At 38.9% G+C, this 21,138-nt stretch carries 21 protein-coding genes, 1 tRNA gene, 1 riboswitch and 1 other annotated feature; of the genes, 17 read left to right on the top strand and 5 right to left on the bottom strand.

Features of this window, described 5'->3' with window-relative positions; genetic code table 11:
* Nucleotides 1-19: 19 nt before the first annotated feature.
* Complete coding sequence (locus QOS06_RS03200) at nt 20-187, bottom strand: hypothetical protein (protein WP_003664220.1); 168 nt, start codon at nt 185-187, stop codon at nt 20-22.
* An 11-nt stretch (nt 188-198) separates the two neighbouring features.
* A complete protein-coding gene (locus tag QOS06_RS03195; RefSeq protein ID WP_191338785.1) occupies nt 199-810 on the bottom strand; it encodes a VanZ family protein in 612 nt (203 codons plus the stop codon).
* A 90-nt stretch (nt 811-900) separates the two neighbouring features.
* Between QOS06_RS03195 and QOS06_RS03190 the strand changes: the two genes are divergently transcribed.
* The gene (locus QOS06_RS03190) at nt 901-2,247 is read left to right on the top strand and encodes an amino acid permease (RefSeq protein WP_191338784.1); all 1,347 of its coding nucleotides are present in this window, start codon (nt 901-903) and stop codon (nt 2,245-2,247) included.
* A gap of 84 nt (nt 2,248-2,331) precedes the next feature.
* On the opposite strand, the gene QOS06_RS03185 is transcribed toward QOS06_RS03190, so the two are convergent.
* On the bottom strand, nt 2,332-2,787 hold the full coding sequence (locus tag QOS06_RS03185) for a Fur family transcriptional regulator (RefSeq protein WP_035159873.1): 456 nt from the start codon (nt 2,785-2,787) through the stop codon (nt 2,332-2,334).
* 123 nt (nt 2,788-2,910) lie between these two features.
* Between QOS06_RS03185 and QOS06_RS03180 the strand changes: the two genes are divergently transcribed.
* The 6 genes from QOS06_RS03180 to QOS06_RS03155 all read left to right on the top strand — a co-directional run bounded on the left by QOS06_RS03180 (nt 2,911) and on the right by QOS06_RS03155 (nt 11,150).
* Nucleotides 2,911-4,350: an MFS transporter gene (locus QOS06_RS03180; RefSeq protein WP_191338783.1), complete on the top strand. Its 1,440-nt coding sequence runs from the start codon at nt 2,911-2,913 to the stop codon at nt 4,348-4,350.
* Nucleotides 4,351-4,428: 78 nt separating this feature from the next.
* Complete coding sequence (locus QOS06_RS03175) at nt 4,429-4,968, top strand: DNA-3-methyladenine glycosylase I (protein ID WP_139561364.1); 540 nt, start codon at nt 4,429-4,431, stop codon at nt 4,966-4,968.
* A gap of 50 nt (nt 4,969-5,018) precedes the next feature.
* Nucleotides 5,019-5,131, top strand: a riboswitch (SMK box riboswitch).
* On the top strand, nt 5,129-6,316 hold the full coding sequence (metK, locus tag QOS06_RS03170; protein ID WP_003664212.1) for a methionine adenosyltransferase: 1,188 nt from the start codon (nt 5,129-5,131) through the stop codon (nt 6,314-6,316). (Overlaps the previous riboswitch by 3 nt.)
* Nucleotides 6,317-6,368: 52 nt before the next feature.
* Nucleotides 6,369-6,577: a binding site (T-box leader), on the top strand.
* 60 nt (nt 6,578-6,637) lie between these two features.
* Nucleotides 6,638-9,058, top strand: coding sequence for a leucine--tRNA ligase (gene leuS, locus QOS06_RS03165; RefSeq protein WP_139561363.1), 2,421 nt, complete (start codon nt 6,638-6,640; stop codon nt 9,056-9,058).
* 64 nt (nt 9,059-9,122) lie between these two features.
* Nucleotides 9,123-9,386: a type II toxin-antitoxin system HicB family antitoxin gene (locus QOS06_RS03160; RefSeq protein WP_003664210.1), complete on the top strand. Its 264-nt coding sequence runs from the start codon at nt 9,123-9,125 to the stop codon at nt 9,384-9,386.
* 114 nt (nt 9,387-9,500) lie between these two features.
* Nucleotides 9,501-11,150, top strand: coding sequence for a putative polysaccharide biosynthesis protein (locus QOS06_RS03155; protein WP_003670797.1), 1,650 nt, complete (start codon nt 9,501-9,503; stop codon nt 11,148-11,150).
* Nucleotides 11,151-11,213: 63 nt separating this feature from the next.
* On the opposite strand, the gene QOS06_RS03150 is transcribed toward QOS06_RS03155, so the two are convergent.
* Nucleotides 11,214-12,074, bottom strand: a complete 861-nt coding sequence (locus tag QOS06_RS03150; protein WP_283595478.1) for an NAD(P)H-hydrate dehydratase — start codon at nt 12,072-12,074, stop codon at nt 11,214-11,216.
* 88 nt (nt 12,075-12,162) lie between these two features.
* Here QOS06_RS03150 and pepV point away from each other — a divergent pair, with 88 nt between their 5' ends.
* From pepV to QOS06_RS03135, 3 genes are all read left to right on the top strand, one after another.
* On the top strand, nt 12,163-13,566 hold the full coding sequence (gene pepV, locus QOS06_RS03145; RefSeq protein WP_013923795.1) for a dipeptidase PepV: 1,404 nt from the start codon (nt 12,163-12,165) through the stop codon (nt 13,564-13,566).
* Nucleotides 13,567-13,591: 25 nt separating this feature from the next.
* On the top strand, nt 13,592-14,104 hold the full coding sequence (locus QOS06_RS03140; protein ID WP_003670800.1) for a universal stress protein: 513 nt from the start codon (nt 13,592-13,594) through the stop codon (nt 14,102-14,104).
* Nucleotides 14,105-14,194: 90 nt separating this feature from the next.
* Nucleotides 14,195-15,244, top strand: coding sequence for a glycoside hydrolase family 73 protein (locus tag QOS06_RS03135; RefSeq protein WP_085680955.1), 1,050 nt, complete (start codon nt 14,195-14,197; stop codon nt 15,242-15,244).
* 34 nt (nt 15,245-15,278) lie between these two features.
* Here QOS06_RS03135 and QOS06_RS03130 read toward each other — a convergent pair whose 3' ends face one another.
* The gene (locus QOS06_RS03130; protein WP_003664204.1) at nt 15,279-15,911 is read right to left on the bottom strand and encodes a deoxynucleoside kinase; all 633 of its coding nucleotides are present in this window, start codon (nt 15,909-15,911) and stop codon (nt 15,279-15,281) included.
* A 215-nt stretch (nt 15,912-16,126) separates the two neighbouring features.
* On the opposite strand from QOS06_RS03130, the gene QOS06_RS03125 reads away from it, so the two are divergent.
* From QOS06_RS03125 to QOS06_RS03095, 7 genes are all read left to right on the top strand, one after another.
* Nucleotides 16,127-16,735 carry a hypothetical protein gene (locus tag QOS06_RS03125; RefSeq protein ID WP_019251768.1) on the top strand — a complete coding sequence of 203 codons (609 nt, stop codon included), beginning with the start codon at nt 16,127-16,129 and terminating at the stop codon, nt 16,733-16,735.
* An 81-nt stretch (nt 16,736-16,816) separates the two neighbouring features.
* The gene (rbsR, locus tag QOS06_RS03120) at nt 16,817-17,833 is read left to right on the top strand and encodes a ribose utilization transcriptional repressor RbsR (protein WP_003670804.1); all 1,017 of its coding nucleotides are present in this window, start codon (nt 16,817-16,819) and stop codon (nt 17,831-17,833) included.
* Nucleotides 17,834-17,889: 56 nt separating this feature from the next.
* Nucleotides 17,890-18,813 (top strand): ribokinase, encoded by a 924-nt coding sequence (gene rbsK / locus QOS06_RS03115; protein ID WP_085680957.1) that lies wholly within the window; start codon nt 17,890-17,892, stop codon nt 18,811-18,813.
* Nucleotides 18,814-18,938: 125 nt separating this feature from the next.
* On the top strand, nt 18,939-19,184 hold the full coding sequence (locus QOS06_RS03110) for a hypothetical protein (protein ID WP_003670806.1): 246 nt from the start codon (nt 18,939-18,941) through the stop codon (nt 19,182-19,184).
* Nucleotides 19,168-19,848 carry a CPBP family intramembrane glutamic endopeptidase gene (locus QOS06_RS03105; protein WP_283595477.1) on the top strand — a complete coding sequence of 227 codons (681 nt, stop codon included), beginning with the start codon at nt 19,168-19,170 and terminating at the stop codon, nt 19,846-19,848. The genes QOS06_RS03110 and QOS06_RS03105 overlap by 17 nt, the downstream gene beginning before the upstream one ends.
* A gap of 343 nt (nt 19,849-20,191) precedes the next feature.
* Nucleotides 20,192-20,470, top strand: a complete 279-nt coding sequence (locus tag QOS06_RS03100; RefSeq protein WP_003664194.1) for a heavy metal-binding domain-containing protein — start codon at nt 20,192-20,194, stop codon at nt 20,468-20,470.
* 82 nt (nt 20,471-20,552) lie between these two features.
* Nucleotides 20,553-20,636, top strand: a tRNA-Leu gene (locus QOS06_RS03095).
* The last annotated feature ends 502 nt before the right edge of the window (nt 20,637-21,138 follow it).

The following is a 21,138-nucleotide window of genomic DNA, read 5'->3' as shown; positions in this document are numbered from 1 at the left end:
GTCGTAATTTCCCGGGAAATTAAAGGTGCTCTTTAATACCGTTGGGAAAATCCTTATCAATCTCCTTTAAGATTGGTAATAATGAATTGACATATTCATGATATGCTTCGATTGGCTTTAGATCTTTTGCTCGGGATTGTAGTAAGGTAAGAGCAATATCATGCGCTCTTTGTTCATTTGTAATCATCTTTTACCACCTCAGTTATTCAGTTTATCAGATTTTCCAACTACTAGCATAAATTGTTTAATAACTTGATGAAAAATCGTTTGATCAAGTATGATCATTACTGCAAAACCAATTGTAGTTCCGATGGTATTGCTAATCAAATCATCGACATCGGCAACCCTTCCAATATGGAAAAGAAGGTCGCAAACAAATTGGTTACACTCGATAAATAAGCTGAAGAAAAAGCCGTAGAGAATAGCACGACTGAAGGGCATTTGGTGATTAATTAAATAAAGATAAACTCCTAGTGGTAAGGTCATCACAATATTTAAGAAAAATTCTTGGCTGAGTCCTTGGAGGGGGATGATATTAAATGGTACGCCGTGAAAATAAAATAAAAGTTTGTTAGCAGAACTAAAATTAAATATTGAAGGGGTTAGACAAAGCCAGTCGATAGCAGTTAAATAGATAAAAAAGGTTGCAATTGTAATATGCTGGCTGAAGTTAGGAAATTTTTTCCAAAGGTGATTATGGGTAACGAGGACAGATCCTGCAAAAAAATAAATAAAAAATGGGATCCAGTGAACTAATGCGTACAATGTAATTTCTCCTTCTACGAAAAATGGTATACAATAGGTTTTCAATGTTATATATCATAGTTGATTTTTTTAGTAATGACTAGTAAACCTAACTAGGATTAATAAAACTTCAATTATTGAGAAAGAGAGAGGATCATGGCAGAAAAACAAGAATTTACACGTAAGCTTAAAAGCCGTCATATTCAATTAATGGCGCTTGGCGGAACGATTGGGACAGGATTATTTCTTGGATCGGGGAAGGCAATTCACGCTGCTGGTCCAGCAATCCTTTTAGCATATTTAATTACTGGGATTATTTGTTTTGGAATTATGCGGGCCCTGGGAGAGTTGCTTCTTTCCGACTTACATTATCATTCGTTTATGGATGCGATTCGTGATTATCTTGGTAATCGCGTGAGTTTTGTAATGGGCTGGGCTTATTGGGTGTGTTGGCTAGCATTGGCAATGGCCGAAGTTACCGCCATTGGCTTATATTTTCAACTATGGTTTCCTCAAGTTCCCCAATGGTTACCTGGATTAATAACTCTCCTAATTTTATTGGGATTAAATCTAATGACTGTTAGTACGTTTGGTGAACTCGAATTTTGGTTTGCCCTTATTAAAATTTTGGCAATTGTTATTTTAATTGCCGTTGGTGTCATTTTAGTTTTACTTCATTTTCATTCGGTAAGCGGCTATCTCGCTACTCCTGCTAATTTAGTTAATGATGGGGGCTTTTTTGCTACCGGGACAAAGGGCTTCATGCTTTCTTTTCAAATGGTTGTATTTGCCTTTGTTGGAATTGAAATGGTAGGGGTGACAGCGGCTGAGGCAGAGAATCCTAAAGTTGTTATTCCTAAGGCAATTAATGGTATTCCTGTTCGAATTATGCTCTTTTATATCGGTGCTTTGGCTGTCATTATGTGCATTTATCCGTGGAGTAAACTTTCACCAAGCAATAGTCCGTTTGTCCTTGTTTTTCGCGACATCGGTCTTCCGGGGGCTGCTAGTATCGTTAATTTTGTAGTAATTACTGCTGCGGCTTCTGCTTGTAATAGTTCTCTATATACAACTGGTCGGATGCTAGCTGAGTTAACCTCTACTGCTCATCGGCCTGTTATCCGTAAGATTAGTCGCTTATCTAAGCGGTCGGTGCCTGCAACAGCGGTTATTATTTCTGCAGTCGTTATTGGAATTGCCGCTATCTTAAACTTAGTAATGCCAGAAGGAGTTTTTACTTTTGTTTCCAGTATTGCTACCACGAGTTTTCTCTTTGTATGGGCTGCTATCATCTTGGCACATTTAAAATATATTCGTCAGCATCCGCAATCAAGGACTTTTAAGATGCCAGGCGCACCTTTTACTGACTATGTTATTTTAGTTTTTCTTTTTATTGTGCTAATTGTTTTATGTATGGAGAAACAAACTTTAATTGCGCTTATACTAACTTTAGCTTGGTTTGCAATTCTTGCCGTTGCTTCGTTAACACAAAAGAAAGCATAAAAAGTTAATTTCCACGATATCGTAACAAGATTCGTATAAAAAAGGCTGTTGAAAAAACAAAAGTTTTTTCTCAGCCTCTTTTTACTAACGATTCAAATGTAATTTACGTTGACACTCGGGACAAATGCCATGGACTTCGATGTTATTTCCTGTAACTAGATAGCCAGTCTTTTCATGAGTCATAACCGTTAATTCTTTCGTGATTGCAGTAAAATGTTCATCAAAAACATCAGAAATCTTACCACAATTATCGCAGACGACATGATAATGCGGGTGGCCGAAATAATCAAAGTGGGTACTGCCGTCTCCATTTTTTAGCTCAATTACGAGATTATAATCAACGAAGAGTTTTAGAGTATTGTAAACAGTTGCCATACTGATATTGTCAACTGTGTCTTTAAGGTCATCATAAATCATTTCGACACTTGGATGAGTATGATGATTGATTAAGTAATTTAAGATAGTTTTCCGTTGGGGAGTAAGACGAACCTTGTTTTCACGGAGATGGTCAAGAGCTCGATCAAATTCTGCTTCTGCCATAATGTCGTCCCCTTTCTTAAAATAATTATAATCTATTGACATTATAACATTTACATTCACTAATTCAAAACATATAATAATTAACGGTCAGATAATAATTATTCTAAAGAAGGAGAGAATGATATGGATCAAAGTATCGCACGCAATGGAAAAAGTTATAGTCGCTTTTGGTTTATTTTTACTTTACTAGTTGGTACCTTTACGATGTCGATTAGTCAATCATCGTTGTCAACTGCCTATCCAACTTTAATGAACGCTTTTGGGATTTCAGCATCAACCGTTCAATGGCTGACGACTGGTTTTATGCTCGTAATGTGTGTCAGCATGCCAATTAGCCCGTGGATGCTCAATAATATGAGTTTTAAGACAATGTTCATTGGAGCACTGGGACTATTTGATATTGGATCCTTGATGATTGTTTTAACCCCCGCGTCTTGGGGAATTAATGGCTTCTGGTTTATGATGATTGGACGAGCCATGGAAGCATTTGCTGTCGGAGTTTTATTCCCATCATACCAAACTGTTTTGCTTGAGATTACGCCTAAAGAAGAGCGGGGATCAACAATGGGAATTGCTGGTTTGGTAATGGGATCCGCCCTTGCCTGTGGACCGATTGTTTCAGGAATTGTTCTAAAGTTTTTTAGCTGGAAGAGCCTTTTTATCCTCTTTATGCTTGTTATTTCGGCAATTATTTTAATGGCTGCTAGCGGACTGATCCAAGATGTAATGGAACGACATGAAACGAACCTTGATTGGCTATCAGTAATCTTACTAATTGGGTTAATTGGGATTATGTACGTTGTTGACCAAACCGGAAAAAAGAATCCTGCATGGGGAATAAATGCAGGGATCTTTATCATTAGTCTTATTGCGGTTACCTGGTTCTGCATTCGGCAGCTTCACCTCAAGCACCCGCTATTGGAATTACGGGTATTGAAGACTTTTAATTATGATTTAGCAATTCTTTTAACGTCGATTTCATATATTGCCTTAATTGTAACGACAATTATTTTCCCCCTTTATTATCAGGGATTATTAAAAGTTAGTCCATTTGTTTCTGGAATGGCCCTAGTGCCTGGCGCTGCTTTTCTTAGTATCCTGAATCCTTTGTCAGGAAAGTTAGCTGATAAAATTGGGTTTAAACCGACAATGCTGGTAGGAATGTTTATGATTATCATTGGCTGGGTTGCTGGATTAATCGTCCTTAATCACCTCAGCTTGTTGGGAATGATCCTTTGCGCAATGGTGATTGAAGGTGGAAATGCCTTTGTAATGATGCCGGCCGTCACACTGGGAGCAAATGCCTTACCTGATAAATTAGTGCCCCACGGAACAGCTGTAATTACAACAGTCCGGCAAGTTCTCGGGTCCGCGGGTGTTACTATTTCAACACTGATCTTAACAGTTGCTACTACAAATGCGCTTCAGCGGGGGAGTTCGGCGCAAGTCGCTTCCCTTCACGGCTATCATTTAGTATTTATTGGCATGATCATCACTGAATTGATTGGTCTCATACTAGCATTTATGCTAAAAAATACTAATAAGGAAAAAAGTACAAAATAACCAAAAATTCGTATATAAATAGGGAGGAGAAAATTTCTGCTCCCTATTTATTTTAAAAACAAAAAAGAGGTACTGATAATGACACTTAAACGACCACAATGGGCAAATGCGACACCAGAAATGCAAGACTATTATGATCACTACTGGGGATTTCCAGTTCATAATGACCAGCAGTTATTTGCAATGTTATCTTTAGAATTATTTCAGGCTGGTTTAACTTGGCAGACAATCTGGCGGCGACGGGAAGCATTTAATCAGGCATTCGATAACTTTAATATTGAAAAAGTGGCATCATTTACCGATGAAGATATTAATCGATTATGCGAGGATGAAACTATTATTCGTAATCGTCTTAAAATATTAGCGGTAATTAATAATGCACAAGTGATTTTAAAATTACGGAAAACGGGAAAGACGTTTGATAATTATGTGTGGCGCTTTGTTGATGATCAGCCTCAAGACTTGGGGTTAACTACCGATGTTGAATTAGCTCCTAAAACGCCGGCTTCGGAAGAAATAGCCAAGCAAATGCGGAAGGATGGATTTAAATTTGTTGGTCCGACAATTATTTACTCTTTCATGACGGCAGTAGGGATGGTCAATGCCCGTTTGAAGTAAGAATGTAAGGATTAACATTGATTGTTGGTTGACAATTATGCTAAGATTATTATCGTTATAAAGCAATTCCCGATAGGATTCACGTCTGAACGTGAAGATGCCTTGTAACCGCAACTACAAACTATTTGAAAGTTTCAATAGAATATGGGGGAATTAGAAAATGGCAGAACGACATTTATTTACATCCGAATCAGTATCAGAAGGACATCCAGATAAGATTGCTGACCAAATCAGTGACGCGATCTTAGATGAATTGCTTAAGAAGGATCCTGATTCACGGGTTGCAGTTGAAACCTCAGTTACTACTGGACTAGTATTAGTCTTTGGTGAAGTTTCTACTAAGGCCTACGTTAATATCCAACAGATTGTGCGGGACACAATTCGTAAGATCGGTTATACAGATGGCAAGTACGGTTTCGATGCTGATAACTGTGCTGTTATCACTGCGATCGATGAACAATCACCAGACATTGCGCAAGGGGTTGATGACTCCTTAGAAACGCGTGAAGGTGAAGCTGATCCGCTTGATAAGATTGGTGCCGGTGACCAAGGATTGATGTTTGGTTACGCTACTGACGAAACACCTGAATATATGCCATTAACATTGGTTTTAAGCCATAAATTAATGCGTAAGATTGCTCAACTACGTAAGGATGGCGTTATCTCTTACCTTCGTCCAGATGCAAAGGCCGAAGTAACTGTAGAATACGATGAGAATGACAAGCCATTACGTGTTGACACCGTTGTTTTAAGTACCCAGCATGATCCAGAGGTTTCACTTGATCAAATTAAAAAGGATATTAAAGAACAAGTGATTGAAGCAGTCATTCCGGCTGAGTACCTTGATGACCAAACTAAGTACTTCATTAATCCAACAGGTCGCTTTGTAATCGGTGGACCGCAAGGGGATGCCGGCTTAACAGGACGGAAGATTATTGTTGATACTTATGGTGGGGCTGCCCATCACGGTGGTGGAGCCTTTTCTGGAAAGGATGCTACTAAGGTTGACCGTTCTGCTAGTTATGCTGCGCGCTATATTGCTAAAAACATTGTCGCAGCTGGTTATGCTAAGAAGGCCGAAATTCAAGTTGCTTATGCTATTGGTGTAGCAGAACCAGTATCGATCATGATTAATACTTATGGTACCGGTACCCGTTCAGAAGAAGAATTAATTGCCGCTGTTCGAAAAGTATTTGATTTACGTCCAGCTGGAATTATTGAAATGCTCGACTTGAAGCGGCCAATTTACAAGCAAACTGCTGCTTATGGTCACTTTGGTCGAACTGATGTGGACTTACCATGGGAACACCTTGATAAAGTTGATGAATTAAAAGAAATTTTAGGCTAATAATTTAGTTACACGCTTGCAATCATTAACGGTGGTTGTTAAAATAGGCGTTAAATATTTGATCGTAATAGAAATAGTAGTTTTTGACGAGGTCAGCAGAGATCCTGTGGTGGTGTGAACAGGAGACTGGTCATTTACGAACTCATCTAAATGTGATTATTACTGAATTTTAGTAGGTAATGACGTTTACCGCGTTAAGGTCCTAAGCGCCATGGCTTCCATGGAAAACGGGTGGTACCGCGGAGTTATTTCGTCTCGTAGATTAATTTCTACGGGACTTTTTTATTACGATTATTAAAATCAGAATAAGGAGTAGAAAATATGGCTTACAATCATAAGACGATTGAAAAAAAGTGGCAAAAGTTTTGGAAGAAGAATGAAACTTTTAAAGCAGACCTTAATAAGGACCAAAAGAAGTATTATGCATTAGACATGTTCCCGTATCCATCTGGTCAAGGACTCCACGTTGGTCACCCAGAAGGTTATACAGCTACGGATGTAATGTCACGGATGAAGCGGATGCAAGGCTTTAATGTTTTACATCCAATGGGGTGGGATGCATTCGGTTTGCCAGCTGAACAATATGCGTTAAAGACTGGTCATAACCCCAAGGACTTTACGAACAAAAATATTGATCATTTCCGTGACCAAATCCAATCACTCGGGTTCTCATATGACTGGGACCGTGAAGTAAATACGACTGATCCTAAGTTCTACAAGTGGACTCAATGGATTTTTGAACAGCTCTACAAGAAGGGGCTTGCTTACGAAAGTGAAATTATGGTTAACTGGGCCCCTGATTTTATGGGTGGAACAGTTGTTGCCAACGAAGAAGTTGAAGATGGCAAGACTAAACGTGGCGGCTATCCCGTTTACCGTAAGCCAATGCGTCAATGGGTTTTGAAAATTACTGCTTATGCGGACCGTTTGATTGACGATCTTGATCTTGTTGACTGGCCAGAAAGCGTTAAAGAAATGCAACGTAACTGGATCGGTCGTTCAGAAGGTGCTTCAGTATTTTTCCCAGTTGTGGGGGATGAAGATACTAAGATTGAAGTATTTACGACGCGGGCAGATACGCTCTTTGGTGCTTCTTATGTTGTTCTTGCTCCCGAGCAAGAATTAGTTGACCAATTGACAACATCAGAACACAAGGCGGAAGTTGAAAAGTACAAGGAAGAAGCGTCACGGCGGTCTGATCTTGAGCGGACTGACTTAAACAAGGACAAGACTGGTGTATTTACTGGTTCTTACGTTATTAATCCAGTTAACGGTGAAAAACTACCAATTTGGATTAGTGATTACGTGCTTGCTTCATATGGAACTGGAGCAGTAATGGCTGTTCCTTCCGGAGATCAACGTGATTATGACTTTGCTACTAAGTTTGACTTGCCAATCAAGCCTGTTATTGAAGGAACAGATGTGTCAGAAGGTGCTTTTGATGGTGACGGTAAGCACATTAATTCTGGTTTCCTTGATGGCTTGAACATTGCTGATGCAAAGCAAAAGATGATCGATTGGCTTGAAGAACACGATGCTGGTCATAAGAAAGTTAACTACCGTCTTCGTGATTGGATCTTCAGTCGGCAACGTTACTGGGGTGAACCAATTCCAGTTATCCACTGGGATGATGGGACAACCTCATTAGTTCCAGAAGATGAACTTCCACTTGAATTACCAAAGACTGATAACATCGAACCATCAGGAACTGGTGAAAGTCCATTAGCAAATGTTGAAGATTGGGTTAACGTTTATGACGAAAATGGTCGTCATGGTCTTCGTGAGACTAACACCATGCCACAATGGGCCGGTTCATCATGGTACTGGCTCCGGTACACTGATCCTCATAATGACAAGGAATTTGCCTCAAAAGAAGCTCTTGATTACTGGTCACCAGTTGATCTCTATGTTGGTGGAGCTGAACACGCTGTTCTTCACTTGCTCTATGCTCGATTCTGGCATAAGGTTCTTTATGACCTCGGTCTCGTACCAACTAAAGAACCATTCATGAAGCTTGTTAACCAGGGGATGATTCTTGGTTCAAACCATGAAAAGATGTCGAAGTCCAAAGGTAATGTTGTTAACCCTGATGACATTGTTGACCAATATGGGGCTGATACTTTACGTCTTTACGAAATGTTCATGGGACCACTTGAAGAATCGGTACCTTGGGATGAAAAAGGACTTCATGGTGCTAATAAGTGGGTTCAACGTGTATGGCGGTTGTTGATGGATGATAATAACCACCTCCGTGACCGGGTATCCACTTTCAATGATGGTAAGCTTACCAAGGTTTACAATCAAACTGTTAAGAAGGTTACCGAAGACTACGAACGGATGCACTTCAACACGGCTATTTCTCAATTGATGGTCTTTGTAAACGAAGCCTACAAGGTTGATGATTTACCAGTTGAATACATGAAAGGCTTTGTAAAGATGATTGCACCAATCATGCCTCACATGGCTGAAGAACTCTGGAGTCAATTCGGTGAGAGTGATACAATCACTTACCAATCATGGCCAACTTACGATCCAAAAGCTTTAGTTGAAGATGAAGTTGAAATGATCGTCCAGGTTAACGGTAAGGTACGGGCTAAGATTAAGATGGCCAAGGATACTGACCGCGATGAAGCACAACAACTTGCTTTAGCAAACGAACATGTTAAGAAGTTTACTGACGGCAAGGATATTAAGAAAGTCATTGTTGTCCCTAACAAGATCGTTAACATTGTTGCAAAATAGTAAATTAATAAAGGGCAGGGAATCTATGTTTTCCTGCTTCTTTTTATTTGAGGAGATATAAATTATGGAAATAGTGAGTTATCCAGCAATTTTTACCCCGAAAGATAATGAAATTCAAGTTGATTTTCCAGATTTGCCGGAAGCATTTACCCAGGGGAAAACAATGGATGAGGCGATGGATTTTGCTAAATTGGGCTTAGCAATTACCCTTAATGATAAACTCGGCCACTTTGAAGAAGCCCCTTCCGTAAGCTCATTAGAGGTGTTAAAGCAACAACATCCAGATCAAATCATTAAAATGGTAACTGTCGATTTGGAACAATACTAGGTTAAAGAAATATTAAAAACGATAAATCGAATTGCACCAGCTTTTTATTCACGATAAAATGATTAAGATTGTGTAAACTCGATTAAAATAAAAAAGGTAGGATTGCAACAAATCATGGAAGAAAATAAAGCAAATGATTTGAGCAGCACCGCAGTTAAAAAAGATTCGCGAACAAAAATGATTACAGGATCAGCTTGGATGACAGCTGGTAGTATTACTTCGCGGATCTTAGGGGCGCTGTACATTATTCCGTGGGTTACATGGTTAGGAGCTTACAGCAACGAAGCGAATGCCTTATATGCTCAGGGGTACAATATTTATAATATGTTTTTAGTGATTGCAACGGCGGGAATTCCTTCTGCAATTTCTAAAATGGTCGCGCATTATAACGGAATAAATCAGTATGGGGTTAGTCGCCGACTGTATCATTCTGGAATGTACGTTGCAATGGCAATGGGTGTAATTTGTACAACGGTGATGATGTTTGGGGCTCGTTTAATGGATAATGGGGATCCAAATATGATTCCGGTTATTCGCTCATTAGCTTGGGCTATTTTGATTATTCCGGGGATGTCGATTACCCGAGGATTTTTACAAGGCTATAACTGGATGGCACCATCAGCAATTTCACAATTTGTTGAACAGCTTTTCCGGGTTATTTATATGTTGGCTGCAACGTATTTCATTATGAAGATTCAAAATGGCAATTGGGTTAGTGCCGTTTCCCAATCAACATTTGCGGCCTTTATTGGGGCAATCGGTGCAGTGATCGTCTTAGGGATTGCCTGGATGCGTCACCAACGCGAAATGAATGACTTAGTGGCACAAGGTGAAGTAAATACTGAAGTTTCAACCCAAACATTAATTTTTAAGATTATTTATCAGTCAATTCCGTTCATCATTATTGAATCAGGGGTAACGATTTTCCAATTAATTGATCAATATACTTTTAAACGGATGATGCCATTAGTCGGTCACTTTACTAAGTATCAGATGGATGTTACTTATGCATTGTTTGCGTTTAATGCCAATAAGCTTTACATGATTGTTATTTCATTGGCTTCTGCATTAGCCGCAACAGTTATTCCTTTGCTTGCGACAGCCCGGGCTCAGAATGATCAAGAGGATATGCGAAAACAGATTCAAAATGTTCTCTTGTTATTCTATTTCGTGATGATTCCGGCAGCCCTTGGATTATCCGCGGTTGCTCAGCAAATCTACACCGTCTTTTACCGTTATGATGCGGCAGGGGTCGTAGTACTGCAATTTGCGGCTTACATTTCGATTATGTTAGGCTTGTATACTGTAGCCGCAGCAATGATGCAGGGGATTTCTGAGAATAAGAAGATGATGATGTTCTTAGCCATTGGAATCGTAATTAAGTTTATCCTCCAGTTCCCTTGTATTTGGATTTTTGAAGGATTAGGACCACTGGTTTCAACCGGGATTTCAATGTTTGTGATTAACTATTTAATCTTGCATTCCTTTAACATGGAATTCCACCTACGTTTTGATAAGATGGCCCTGCCAACTAACCAGATTTTGGCTTACTCCTTAGTGATGTTTGCCGGGGCAAAGATTGTAATGTTAATCATTGGCCATTTTGTTAGTCCGTATGGGCGTTACACTGCTTTCTTCTCCTTGATTCCGGGGGTAATAGTCGGAGCAGGAATTTATCTCTATCTCTGCTTAAAGTCACGATTAGCCGACCAGCTATTGGGACCACGAGTAGCAAGATTACGAATAATTTTACACATTAAATAACAATGCATACAAAAAGGTTCAGAGTGAGAATTTGCTCTGAACCTTTTTAATATCCTTAAATTCTTAATTCAAAAATCCAATATGGTAATCTTCATTCATCCCCTCCATCTTTTTCATGAAGGCTGGGAGAGCACGGCTAATTTGGTGGGGAAGGACGATGTATTGGCTTTCGGCGATCTTTTCCGCAATCGCACTGTGCGCATAAACGGCAGCGAGGACGGCTTTATCTGCCTTCTCGTTAAATTCAGCAGTGAAACCTCCAACCATTCCAGCAAGAGTATCACCCATTCCACCAACTGCTTGGGCGGGGGTACCGATTGGCAGTTGATATACTTGGTCATCAGTATAAATTTCTGTGTGGTGCTTCTTTAAGACAACGGTAGCACTAAGTTTTTCTTGGGCTTCCTTGTTCTTATCTTCAGTTTGATCGCCAATTTTAATTTCAGAGAGTCGTTGCCATTCCATTTCATGTGGAGTGTAAATGATATTTCCTTGTGGCTGTTCAAGCTTTTCCATCGCCATCAGGGTAATTGCCGACCCATCAATGATCACATTTTGTTTCTCGGTTGTATGAGCAAAAACATTCTTCAAAATTCGTAAACTTGTTTCATCATTTCCGAGGCCTGGCCCAACGACCACACTGGTAGCAGCTTTAGTAAGGTCAGCAACTAGGGCATCATCAGTAAAATCAGCGAACATCGCTTCTGGCAACTGCGCATGGAGGGCACTAGCGTTGATTTCATCAGTGGCAGTTGTTACAAGCCCAGCTCCAGCACAGACGGCCGCGGTTGATGCCATGATAATTGCGCCACCAAAATTACGATTGCCGCCGATAAGGGTAACTTTACCAAAAGTACCCTTAAAACTGTTTTCAGGACGGGGAGTAATAACATCCTTTAAGATTTGGTCAGTAAGTTTTTTCACAGTTAAGACTCCTTATTATTTTATTTAATAGACAATTTAATGGTATCATTAAAATTAGTCAAAGTAGAATATTTTGGAGGGATTAATCTTGACTGATTGGATGAAAGCCGCAGAGGCACAAAAAGAAAACTATTTAAATGATCTCGTAGCATTAATGAAGATCCCCAGTGTCCGTGATGATTCAGCGGCAACAGATGAATACCCGCTTGGTCCTCGTCCTGCTCAAGCGCTAAAAGCATTTTTAGAGATGGCAGAACAAGACGGTTTTAAAGTAAAGAACATCGATAACCTTGTTGGATATGCTGAATGGGGTGAAGGTGATGAGACACTTGCCATTTTAGCCCATCTTGATGTAATGCCTGCTGGTAAGGGTTGGGATACGGATCCATTTGACCCAGTTATCAAGGATGGCAACTTATATGGTCGTGGTGCTTCTGATGATAAGGGACCTGGAATGGCTGCTTACTATGCCTTGAAATATTTGAAAGATCAAGGCGTAAAGTTTAACAAGAAAGTTCGTTTTATCGTTGGAACTGATGAAGAAAGTAACTGGACTGGAATGCACCGTTACTTTGAAGTCGAACCAGCCCCTACACTTGGTTTTTCACCAGATGCGGAATTTCCAGTAATTAATGGTGAAAAGGGTCAAGTATCACTCTTACTTGATGTCCCTGCTGGCAATGGGGATGCTTCAATACAACTAGTTAGTTTTGAATCTGGTTTGCGTTTCAACATGGTACCGCGGGAAGCAGTTGCCCTTATTCGGACAGATAACCCTCAAGAAGTTACTAATGATTTTGGTCACTTTATTGAAGAAAATCCGGTTGAAGGTAATATTGAATCAACAGATAAAGGTCTTAAGATTACTGTCATCGGAAAAGCTGCCCATGGAATGGAACCAGAAAAGGGAATCAATGCAGCAACATACCTTGCAAAGTTCTTAAATCGATATGACTTTGGTGGGGGCGCAAAGAGTTTCATTGAATTCTTAGCTGACTATCTTCATTTAGATACGCGAATGGATGGTTTTAATGGTGCTTACACTGATCCAGTAATGGGTGAATTAACTATGAATGCCGGAATCTTAAACTTCGATGCGGACAAGGGTGGTCACATTGATATGAACTTCCGCTTCCCTAAAGGCATAACACCAGATAAGTTAGAGGATACTGTAAAGGCGATTGCCGATAAATTACAAATTAAAGTTACGCAAGGCCCATCTCAAGCTCCACATTATGTTGATCCAGATGATCCAATTGTTAAGACATTAATGCAAGCTTATATTGATCAAACTGGAGATACAGACGCAAAACCAGAAGTTGTTGGTGGAGGAACTTATGGTCGTTTGATGAAGCGGGGGGTTGCATTTGGTGCTTTAATGCCACATACGCCAAATACAATGCATCAGGCTAATGAATATCAACCTGTGAATGATTTAATTACATCGATGGCAATTTACATGGAAGCAATTAATAATCTCGTTACTGATTAATTTTGTGCTAAAATAAAGGCAGAAGATGGAGGTGTCAAGAATGAGTTATCAAAATATTCTTGTTGGTGTCGATGGTTCCAAGCAAGCTGATATGGCTTTTGAAAAAGCGGTTGACACTGCTAAGACCAATGATGCCAAGTTGTATTTACTAAGTATTATCAACGGTGAACGTTATCCAAGTACTGGTCCTGGTGGATACGGCTTTGTTAGTCATAGTATTTATGATTCAGCAATCGAAACGATGCAAAAGAAGTTAGCTGACTACAAGAAAAAAGCAGAAGCCGCTGGAATAAAAGATGTTAAAACTGATGTAAAGGTTGGTAACGCTAAGGTTGAACTTGCGGAACGTTATCCTAAAGAAAATGATATTGATTTAATCATTATTGGCGCAACCGGATTAAATGTTGTCGGACGGCTACTTGTCGGTTCAACTGCTGCTTATACTATTCGTGAAGCACCATGTGACGTTACCGTTGTTAAGACAAACTTAAAGAATCAAAAATTGGATATCAAGGAAACGACATATCCTGAAATGTAAAACATAAAGACTAGTGGAATTTTCTTCTAGTCTTTTTTAGTTTTAAAAATGCAAATTCATAATTTTCACGTATATATACTATAGGACATTATGAAGGAGTGTTTTATTGTGTTAAACCGCCGTGTTATTACTAGTGCATTAATTGTTTTAACAAGCCTTAGCGGGCAACCGGTTAAAGCGGACGTTATCCAACAAGCACAATTTGATGCAAATGAAGATGTAAAACGTGCAAAGCCGATTGACGAAGAGGCCTTAGTTAATCATGATGAAGAATATATTGATGCTTATTTAACAGAATATGAAAATGCTGCTCAAGCAAAGGCAAGTGAGCAAAATAATGCTTTGACAGGTACAGAGGAAGCGCCAGAGCATGAAACTATTCAATCTTCAACTGAAAACTCTGCTGAACAAAGGCAGCTGCTAGAAGAAGATAAAAAAGATGAGCAGGTTTATCAACCTCAACAACCATCCGCAGTCCAAGCACAATTTATTAATCGAATAGCCCCAGCTGCTCAACAAATTGGTCGGGAGCATGATTTATATCCATCAATTATTATTGCGCAAGCGGCCTTAGAGAGTGATTGGGGATGCAGTACGTTGGGAAAGGCGCCTAATAATAATCTTTTTGGGGTTAAGGGGTATTTTGCCCGGCAAACAGTTGCTCAACCCACGACTGAATATGATAAGCAAGGCCATAAGTTTCAGGTTATTAGTAATTTTCGACAGTATACAAGTGAATACGAAGCGTTAAGGGATTATGCGCAAACATTAGAAGACCCACTTTATCAAGGAGTTCACCGTCAAAATACCAAAAATTATCGTGAAGCTACACGGGCACTTCGCGGACGATATGCAACAGATCCTGAGTATGATCGGAAGCTAAACCAGCTGATTGATACTTATCAACTTACTAAATATGATGATCGAGTTAACACCAGCAATGAACGGGCTAATCCTGTTCCAATGACTGACAGGAAAGAGGAGAGTGAGGCGATGCCAATTGTTGCCAAACATCCCGTTCAAGCGAGAAAGAACGATGTTAATATCCCTCAATATGTTCCTTTGCTTGGTGGAGTAGGGACGGCAGGAATGATTGAAATGTTTCGTCGTTTGTTGAAGAAAAGGAAAGAGCATGATTAAAAGGCAAACCTCTAATCATGCTCTTATCAATTATTTAGCGTAATGACTTCAACCGTTCATCAATCATTGCTAAGACCGCATCAACGTTCTTAGGATCTTCAAGGTCATAACGCTCTAAATCAATTTTCATTTTTGGACTAGCATCGTAATCCTTGTACCATTGCTTGTAGGCACTCCACATCTTGTAATAGTAATCCTTTAACTCTGGATTAGTATCAATTTGCTCGTAATCCCGCCCGCGCTTTTTAATCCGGTATAAGATTGTTTCAAAATCAGTTTCAGAATAAACCATTAAGTCTGGTGCGCGCTTAGGTAACTGTTGGAGGTCACTCATCATATTGTCGAGAAGCTTTAAGTATACTTCTAATTCAGTATCAGTGATGTTACCCTCAGCGTTATTTTCTCGCGTAAACAAGGCATCTTCGTAAATAGAACGGTCAAGCACGTTGTTATCATCAGTAAGTGCTTGTTTAATCATTGAGAAACGCTTGTTTAAAAAATAAATTTGGAGTAAAAAGCCGTACTGTTTTGGATTTTTATAATACAGTGGTAAAACTGGATTTTCTCCGACTGGTTCAAAAAATGCTTTTGTATGTAAGTGTTCGGCAATCTTCCCAGTTAAAGTTGTTTTACCGACACCAATCATCCCTGCTGTAATAATCACCATAATGGCCCCTCTTTACTTTTTTGTCACAAAAAATATCTTACTACAAAATATTGTGGAATGACACACCTAATTTTACAATATTTGGTGGTTACCAGATTTAACTTATCGTGGTAAAAGTTATCACATCTACATTGTTAGCGATTATAATAAAAGTAGAGATATGATTAAATTTTAAAAATCTAATCATGTGAAAAATTAATATTAAGGAAGTAAAGATGAGAAAAGAAAGTGAAAGTGAGAATCGCGTTCAATTAACAATGGCCAAGCAGCAAGGAACATTGATTGAGGTTCATAACTTGCCAAATGATGATTATTTTAATGTCGGATTTGTGGTTGCCCTCGATCCAGTATTTTGTTTGATGATCAGTATTGACTGGGATGGTAAAATCAACGGATTAATTGCTATTCGGATTAAGAGTATTCTTTATACAGAACGCCATAGTGACTACTTAATGACGGTTTCTGAAAAGACTAAAGTTGCCCATGATCACAACTATTTTGATATTTGGCAAGTGCAAAAGTTTATTGATAACCATCCAGAAATTACTCAGGGGAACTTATTATCAAATCTTCTCAATGATTCCTATGAGAACCGTCTTCCAGTTGTGATTGGCACTGAAAAGTATAAGGGGAGTGATGATTTTACAGGGATAATTACTGATCTCACACCCATTAAAGTAACAATTCATTACTATAATGACCATGACCTGTCATCATTGTGGGAATATGATATTTTGCGAGCAAAGATTGACTATCTCCGTGTTCGTGGTACTCAGATGGCAACCGGGAAACAGATTTTTAATGATATTTTTAACGAAATGTGATTGCAATATGAGTTGAGATAGTTTAAATTAATTAAATATTATTAACTAGATAAAACTGTTTACTAAAGAGGTTGAACAGCCATGAAAAAGAAAATAACAATTCGTGATTTAGCAAAAGAAGCTGGTGTTTCTGTAACCACTGTTTCGCAAATTTTAAATAATAAAGGCGATCGATTCAGCACAGCAACTCAGGAACGAGTTTTAGCATTACGGGACAAATATAAATACGTTCCTGACTTTAATGCTCGGAATTTAATTTTAAAGAGTGCCAAGACAATTGGGGTATTAGTTCCTAATATTGCTAACCCATTTTTTGGTACTTTTGTCGAGGGAGTGCAGAGTATTGCCCGTGAAGCAGAATTTATTCCACTTGTCTTTAGTGCCAACCGTGACCCAAAATTGGAAAAATATTACCTTTCCCAGATGATTGAACGATCAATTAGTGGATTAGTGATTGCTAGTGCAACGATGACTACAGAGACAATTAAAGAAGTTATCTCCTTTAATGAGATTCCTTACATCTTGTTTGATCAAAATCATACGCAGGAGGGTGATCGAGTTCAAACGAATGATTACCTTGGTGGCCAAATCGCGGCTAAACACCTCATTGAACTTGGTCACAAACATATTGCCGTTCTTACCTCTGACAACCCTACTGAAAATTTAAATCACCGAATGAATGGGTTCAAAAATATTATTCAAGAAAATAATCTAAGTTTAGATCCTATTCACGATGTTATTCGGGCACCCTTGACGAAGGATGGCGGATATAAAGCAGCAAAAGATGTTTTAGCAACTGGTGCTTCTGCTGTTTTTGCGGCGAACGATGAGATGGCAATTGGATTATTGCGAGGATTGCATGAATTAGACGTTAAAGTTCCCGAAGATATTTCTGTAATTGGTTACGATAATATCTACTGGGACGACTATGTTTATCCACGATTAACTACAGTACAACAACCAATTTTTGACCTTGGCGCTGGAGCTACTAAAATGCTCATTGAACAGATTAGTCATAGTAGTGCGGAAGCCCGCGTTCAAAACTTTCCAGTAAAATTAATTAAACGAGATAGTACAAGTTCCTATCGTCCAAAATAATATGGTATGATGATATTATCAATTAGATGCCAATTGTTTAAGGAGGAAATAAACAAATGACAAATCATGTAACAATTGTAGGCAGTTTAAATGTTGATACAACAATGAAAGTTAAGCGGATGCCATTACCTGGGGAAACAATTGCCGCTTTAAGCAAGACTAATGCTGCTGGGGGAAAGGGAGCAAACCAAGCCGTTGCTGCTGCTCGTTCAGGCGCTGAAACAGCTTTTGTTGGTCAAGTTGGTGATGACGCTGGTGGTAAGATGATGATCAATGACCTCAAGAACAACAACGTCGACACAACAGGGATCCACGTTGACGATCAAGCAGGTACTGGATCTGCAGCCATCTTGCTTGATGAAAGTGGTCAAAACAGTATCTTAGTGTACGGAGGAGCTAACCAACAATTAAGCGTTAAGGGAGTAGAAGATGCTCGTGATCAAATTGCCGCTGCTGATTTCGTGATTGCTCAATTTGAAACTCCACAAGAAGCTACTCTACGGGCATTCCAAATTGCAAAGGAAAATGGTGTAAAGACAATCTTAAATCCTGCTCCTGCTCATGAAATTAACCCTGATTTATTGAAGTTAACAGACTTAATCATTCCAAATGAAACAGAGAGTGCTGCTTTAACAGGAATTATTGTTACAGACGAAACTTCAATGCTTATGTCAGCTGCAAAGTTTGCTCAAATGGGTGTCCGTAACTTAATTATTACTGTTGGTGCAAAGGGTGCCTTCTACTGTACTCAAGATGGCTACAACTTTATTCCTGCTTTTAAGGTTAATGCTGTTGATACCACTGCCGCTGGTGATACCTTCATCGGTGCGCTTTCATCCCAATTAAAGCCTGATATGAGTAACATTGAAAAGGCAATTGTCTACGCTCAACGTGCAAGTTCATTAGCTGTTCAAAAGCTTGGTGCATTACCATCAATTCCTACTTATGACGAAGTAGTTGCTGCATCAAAGAATAACTAGATTTACTTAAATACAAATTAACAATGGGGAGGCTGAGGAAAGCGAAAACTTTTCTCAGCCCTCCTATTTTTTTCAGTAACCTTGCGCTTAACGTACCAATTTAGTAAACTGTTGAACAAATAATAATGGAGGTTTTCTTTGTGAAAGCAGAATTTATTCTTAAGGTGGTTATTCCGCCATTTATCATCTTTGCGATCCTCGTATGGCTAACTGCCGAACATTATATCTCTGGCTGGGTGATGTACCTTCTCTGGGTAATTGGTTTCGTGGTTGCAAACATCATTGTGACAAAAATTTCTACCCGGTGGAGTATTCAACGAATGCGTGAGAAACGGGCAAAGGAAGAGAAAAATAATGATAAAAGTAATTAAACAATCGTGGATATTTAGGGTGATTTTAATTGCGCTGATGTTAATTGCAATTGAGATTCCCCCGATTGCAGTTAATTTTGCTCTACGTTATTCAAAGACCAACCAGCTTATCGTGGACGGGTTCATGGTCTTATTCATCTGTTTAATGCTAGCGATTATTTGGTGGGCACACCGGACATATGAAACTTATAACCAATTAGGACAGCCGGCGGGAATAAAGGTTGGCTGGATTATCGGTGGTTATCTAGCGATTATTTTGGGAATGGATGTCCTTAGCTACCTTAATCAACTTATCTATCATCAAACTGAAACAGCGAACAATGCAGCACTAGGAAGCATGCTTGGTCATAATGAAGTAATTACGATCGTATTTTGTTTTTCGGCAGTTGTTCTAAGTCCAATTGCTGAAGAATTTATTTTTCGTGGTACATTGACAAATATGTTCTTTAAGCGTGGCAACATCTGGCCGAAAGTTATCTTCTCGGGGGTAATCTTTTCTACCGGTCATATGAGTACCAACCCCATTAGCTTTTTGATCTATGCTTATATGGGGATGGTCTTAGCATATGTTTATTTGCGAATGGATGACATTCGAAATTCGATTGCAATTCATATGATTAATAATGCGATTGCGATGTATGTTCTCTTGGTTCAAGTTATCTAAAGTCGCTTCTTGAAATCGCTTACAATTGGTGGTACATTATAAGTGTGGAAAGATTAGAATGGTAAGATCTCCTATATCAATCTAGCACCAAAGAAATTAATAGTAGGCTAGAAGCAACATAAGTGTGACATGAAATTTTAGACTGAATATTTATGTAATAAGGTCACCAAGGTGCACTAGGTTGATGATATAAATGCGACTTTGCGGAAGTTAGAATCAAAATGAATTAATAATTAGTTCCCTAGCAAAGTAGCAGATTCTTTCCGCAATAAACAAAAGAGGCTGGAAATGTTCCGGCCTCTTTGTTATTTTTAAATGGTAAAGAATTTAGGGAGGATAATAGATGTTTTTATCAACTGAGGGATTTCCTCAAGCCCACCGCATTTTAGGGATTGTCAATGCCACCAGTCATTTAGCGATGCCTACTGAAGCAATTGATTCATTTGAGTCCATGGACCAATTATTTAGTGATGTTCAAGAAAAATTAAAGCGGCGGGCCAGTGAAAAAGGTGCAGATGGTGTTGTTGGGGTTCGTTTTACTACGGATGTTGCCAATATGCAGGTTGCACCCAAATTCTTGGTCCTAACCGCATATGGAACAATGATTCAATTTGTTAAATAAGGGCAAATTGAGGATTGTAAATAAAAATACTTGTAATTTTTGATGAGTTCGGTATACTTAATAATGTTACAAAATAGTTAGTGCCTCAGTGGCGGAACTGGCAGACGCGCAACGTTCAGGTCGTTGTATGGTTATCCATGTACAGGTTCGAATCCTGCCTGAGGCATTTTTTGTATTTTAAATACTTTTCGATAGTGCCTAAATCGTTGATATATCAGCATTTTTAATTTTGGGTTTACACTATAGAACGCTATTTTTAATCAAATCCACGACAATTTCACGACAAAATAATATATCTTCTTGCCAACGTGAGCCACCTGTTTTTAGGTGGTTTTTTATTTTGCTTGTGGAAATATCTGCGGAAAATTCAGCCATTTTCCTTTTAGGGTGTCTGAATTGTCGGAATTATTGATAAAGTATCTCTGATTAATTGCTAAAAAGGGGATGTTTTAGATAATTTAATTTTTATGATTGTTGATATATCAAAGGCTAGGGAAGGACAGCCCCCCTACCCTAAAATTTTAAAAATTATCGTTTGCACGCAAGACGATTGAAATGTGTGCGCTCTTTCTGAATTAAAGACGGGGCGGGGGATGTTATAATTATTTTGGTTTTATTTATATCTCAAGGTCGCTCTCACAGCAGAGCGTCTTTTTTAACGCAATTTA

Origin of the sequence: Limosilactobacillus sp. DJ3M12 (genome assembly GCF_947381695.1) — a bacterium.
Lineage (GTDB): Bacteria > Bacillota > Bacilli > Lactobacillales > Lactobacillaceae > Limosilactobacillus > Limosilactobacillus kinnaridis.
Note: the sequence above shows the minus strand (reverse complement) of the source record. Positions and strands in the feature narration are given on the sequence as shown.

Coding starts and splice junctions, on each gene's coding strand:
- QOS06_RS03200 (WP_003664220.1), bottom strand. CDS start 187: ATGATTACAAATGAACAAAGAGCGCATGATATTGCTCTTACCTTACTA.
- QOS06_RS03190 (WP_191338784.1), top strand. CDS start 901: ATGGCAGAAAAACAAGAATTTACACGTAAGCTTAAAAGCCGTCATATT.
- QOS06_RS03185 (WP_035159873.1), bottom strand. CDS start 2,787: ATGGCAGAAGCAGAATTTGATCGAGCTCTTGACCATCTCCGTGAAAAC.
- QOS06_RS03180 (WP_191338783.1), top strand. CDS start 2,911: ATGGATCAAAGTATCGCACGCAATGGAAAAAGTTATAGTCGCTTTTGG.
- QOS06_RS03175 (WP_139561364.1), top strand. CDS start 4,429: ATGACACTTAAACGACCACAATGGGCAAATGCGACACCAGAAATGCAA.
- metK (WP_003664212.1), top strand. CDS start 5,129: ATGGCAGAACGACATTTATTTACATCCGAATCAGTATCAGAAGGACAT.
- leuS (WP_139561363.1), top strand. CDS start 6,638: ATGGCTTACAATCATAAGACGATTGAAAAAAAGTGGCAAAAGTTTTGG.
- QOS06_RS03160 (WP_003664210.1), top strand. CDS start 9,123: ATGGAAATAGTGAGTTATCCAGCAATTTTTACCCCGAAAGATAATGAA.
- QOS06_RS03155 (WP_003670797.1), top strand. CDS start 9,501: ATGGAAGAAAATAAAGCAAATGATTTGAGCAGCACCGCAGTTAAAAAA.
- QOS06_RS03140 (WP_003670800.1), top strand. CDS start 13,592: ATGGAGGTGTCAAGAATGAGTTATCAAAATATTCTTGTTGGTGTCGAT.
- QOS06_RS03135 (WP_085680955.1), top strand. CDS start 14,195: ATGAAGGAGTGTTTTATTGTGTTAAACCGCCGTGTTATTACTAGTGCA.
- QOS06_RS03130 (WP_003664204.1), bottom strand. CDS start 15,911: ATGGTGATTATTACAGCAGGGATGATTGGTGTCGGTAAAACAACTTTA.
- QOS06_RS03125 (WP_019251768.1), top strand. CDS start 16,127: ATGAGAAAAGAAAGTGAAAGTGAGAATCGCGTTCAATTAACAATGGCC.
- rbsR (WP_003670804.1), top strand. CDS start 16,817: ATGAAAAAGAAAATAACAATTCGTGATTTAGCAAAAGAAGCTGGTGTT.
- rbsK (WP_085680957.1), top strand. CDS start 17,890: ATGACAAATCATGTAACAATTGTAGGCAGTTTAAATGTTGATACAACA.
- QOS06_RS03110 (WP_003670806.1), top strand. CDS start 18,939: ATGGAGGTTTTCTTTGTGAAAGCAGAATTTATTCTTAAGGTGGTTATT.
- QOS06_RS03105 (WP_283595477.1), top strand. CDS start 19,168: ATGATAAAAGTAATTAAACAATCGTGGATATTTAGGGTGATTTTAATT.
- QOS06_RS03100 (WP_003664194.1), top strand. CDS start 20,192: ATGTTTTTATCAACTGAGGGATTTCCTCAAGCCCACCGCATTTTAGGG.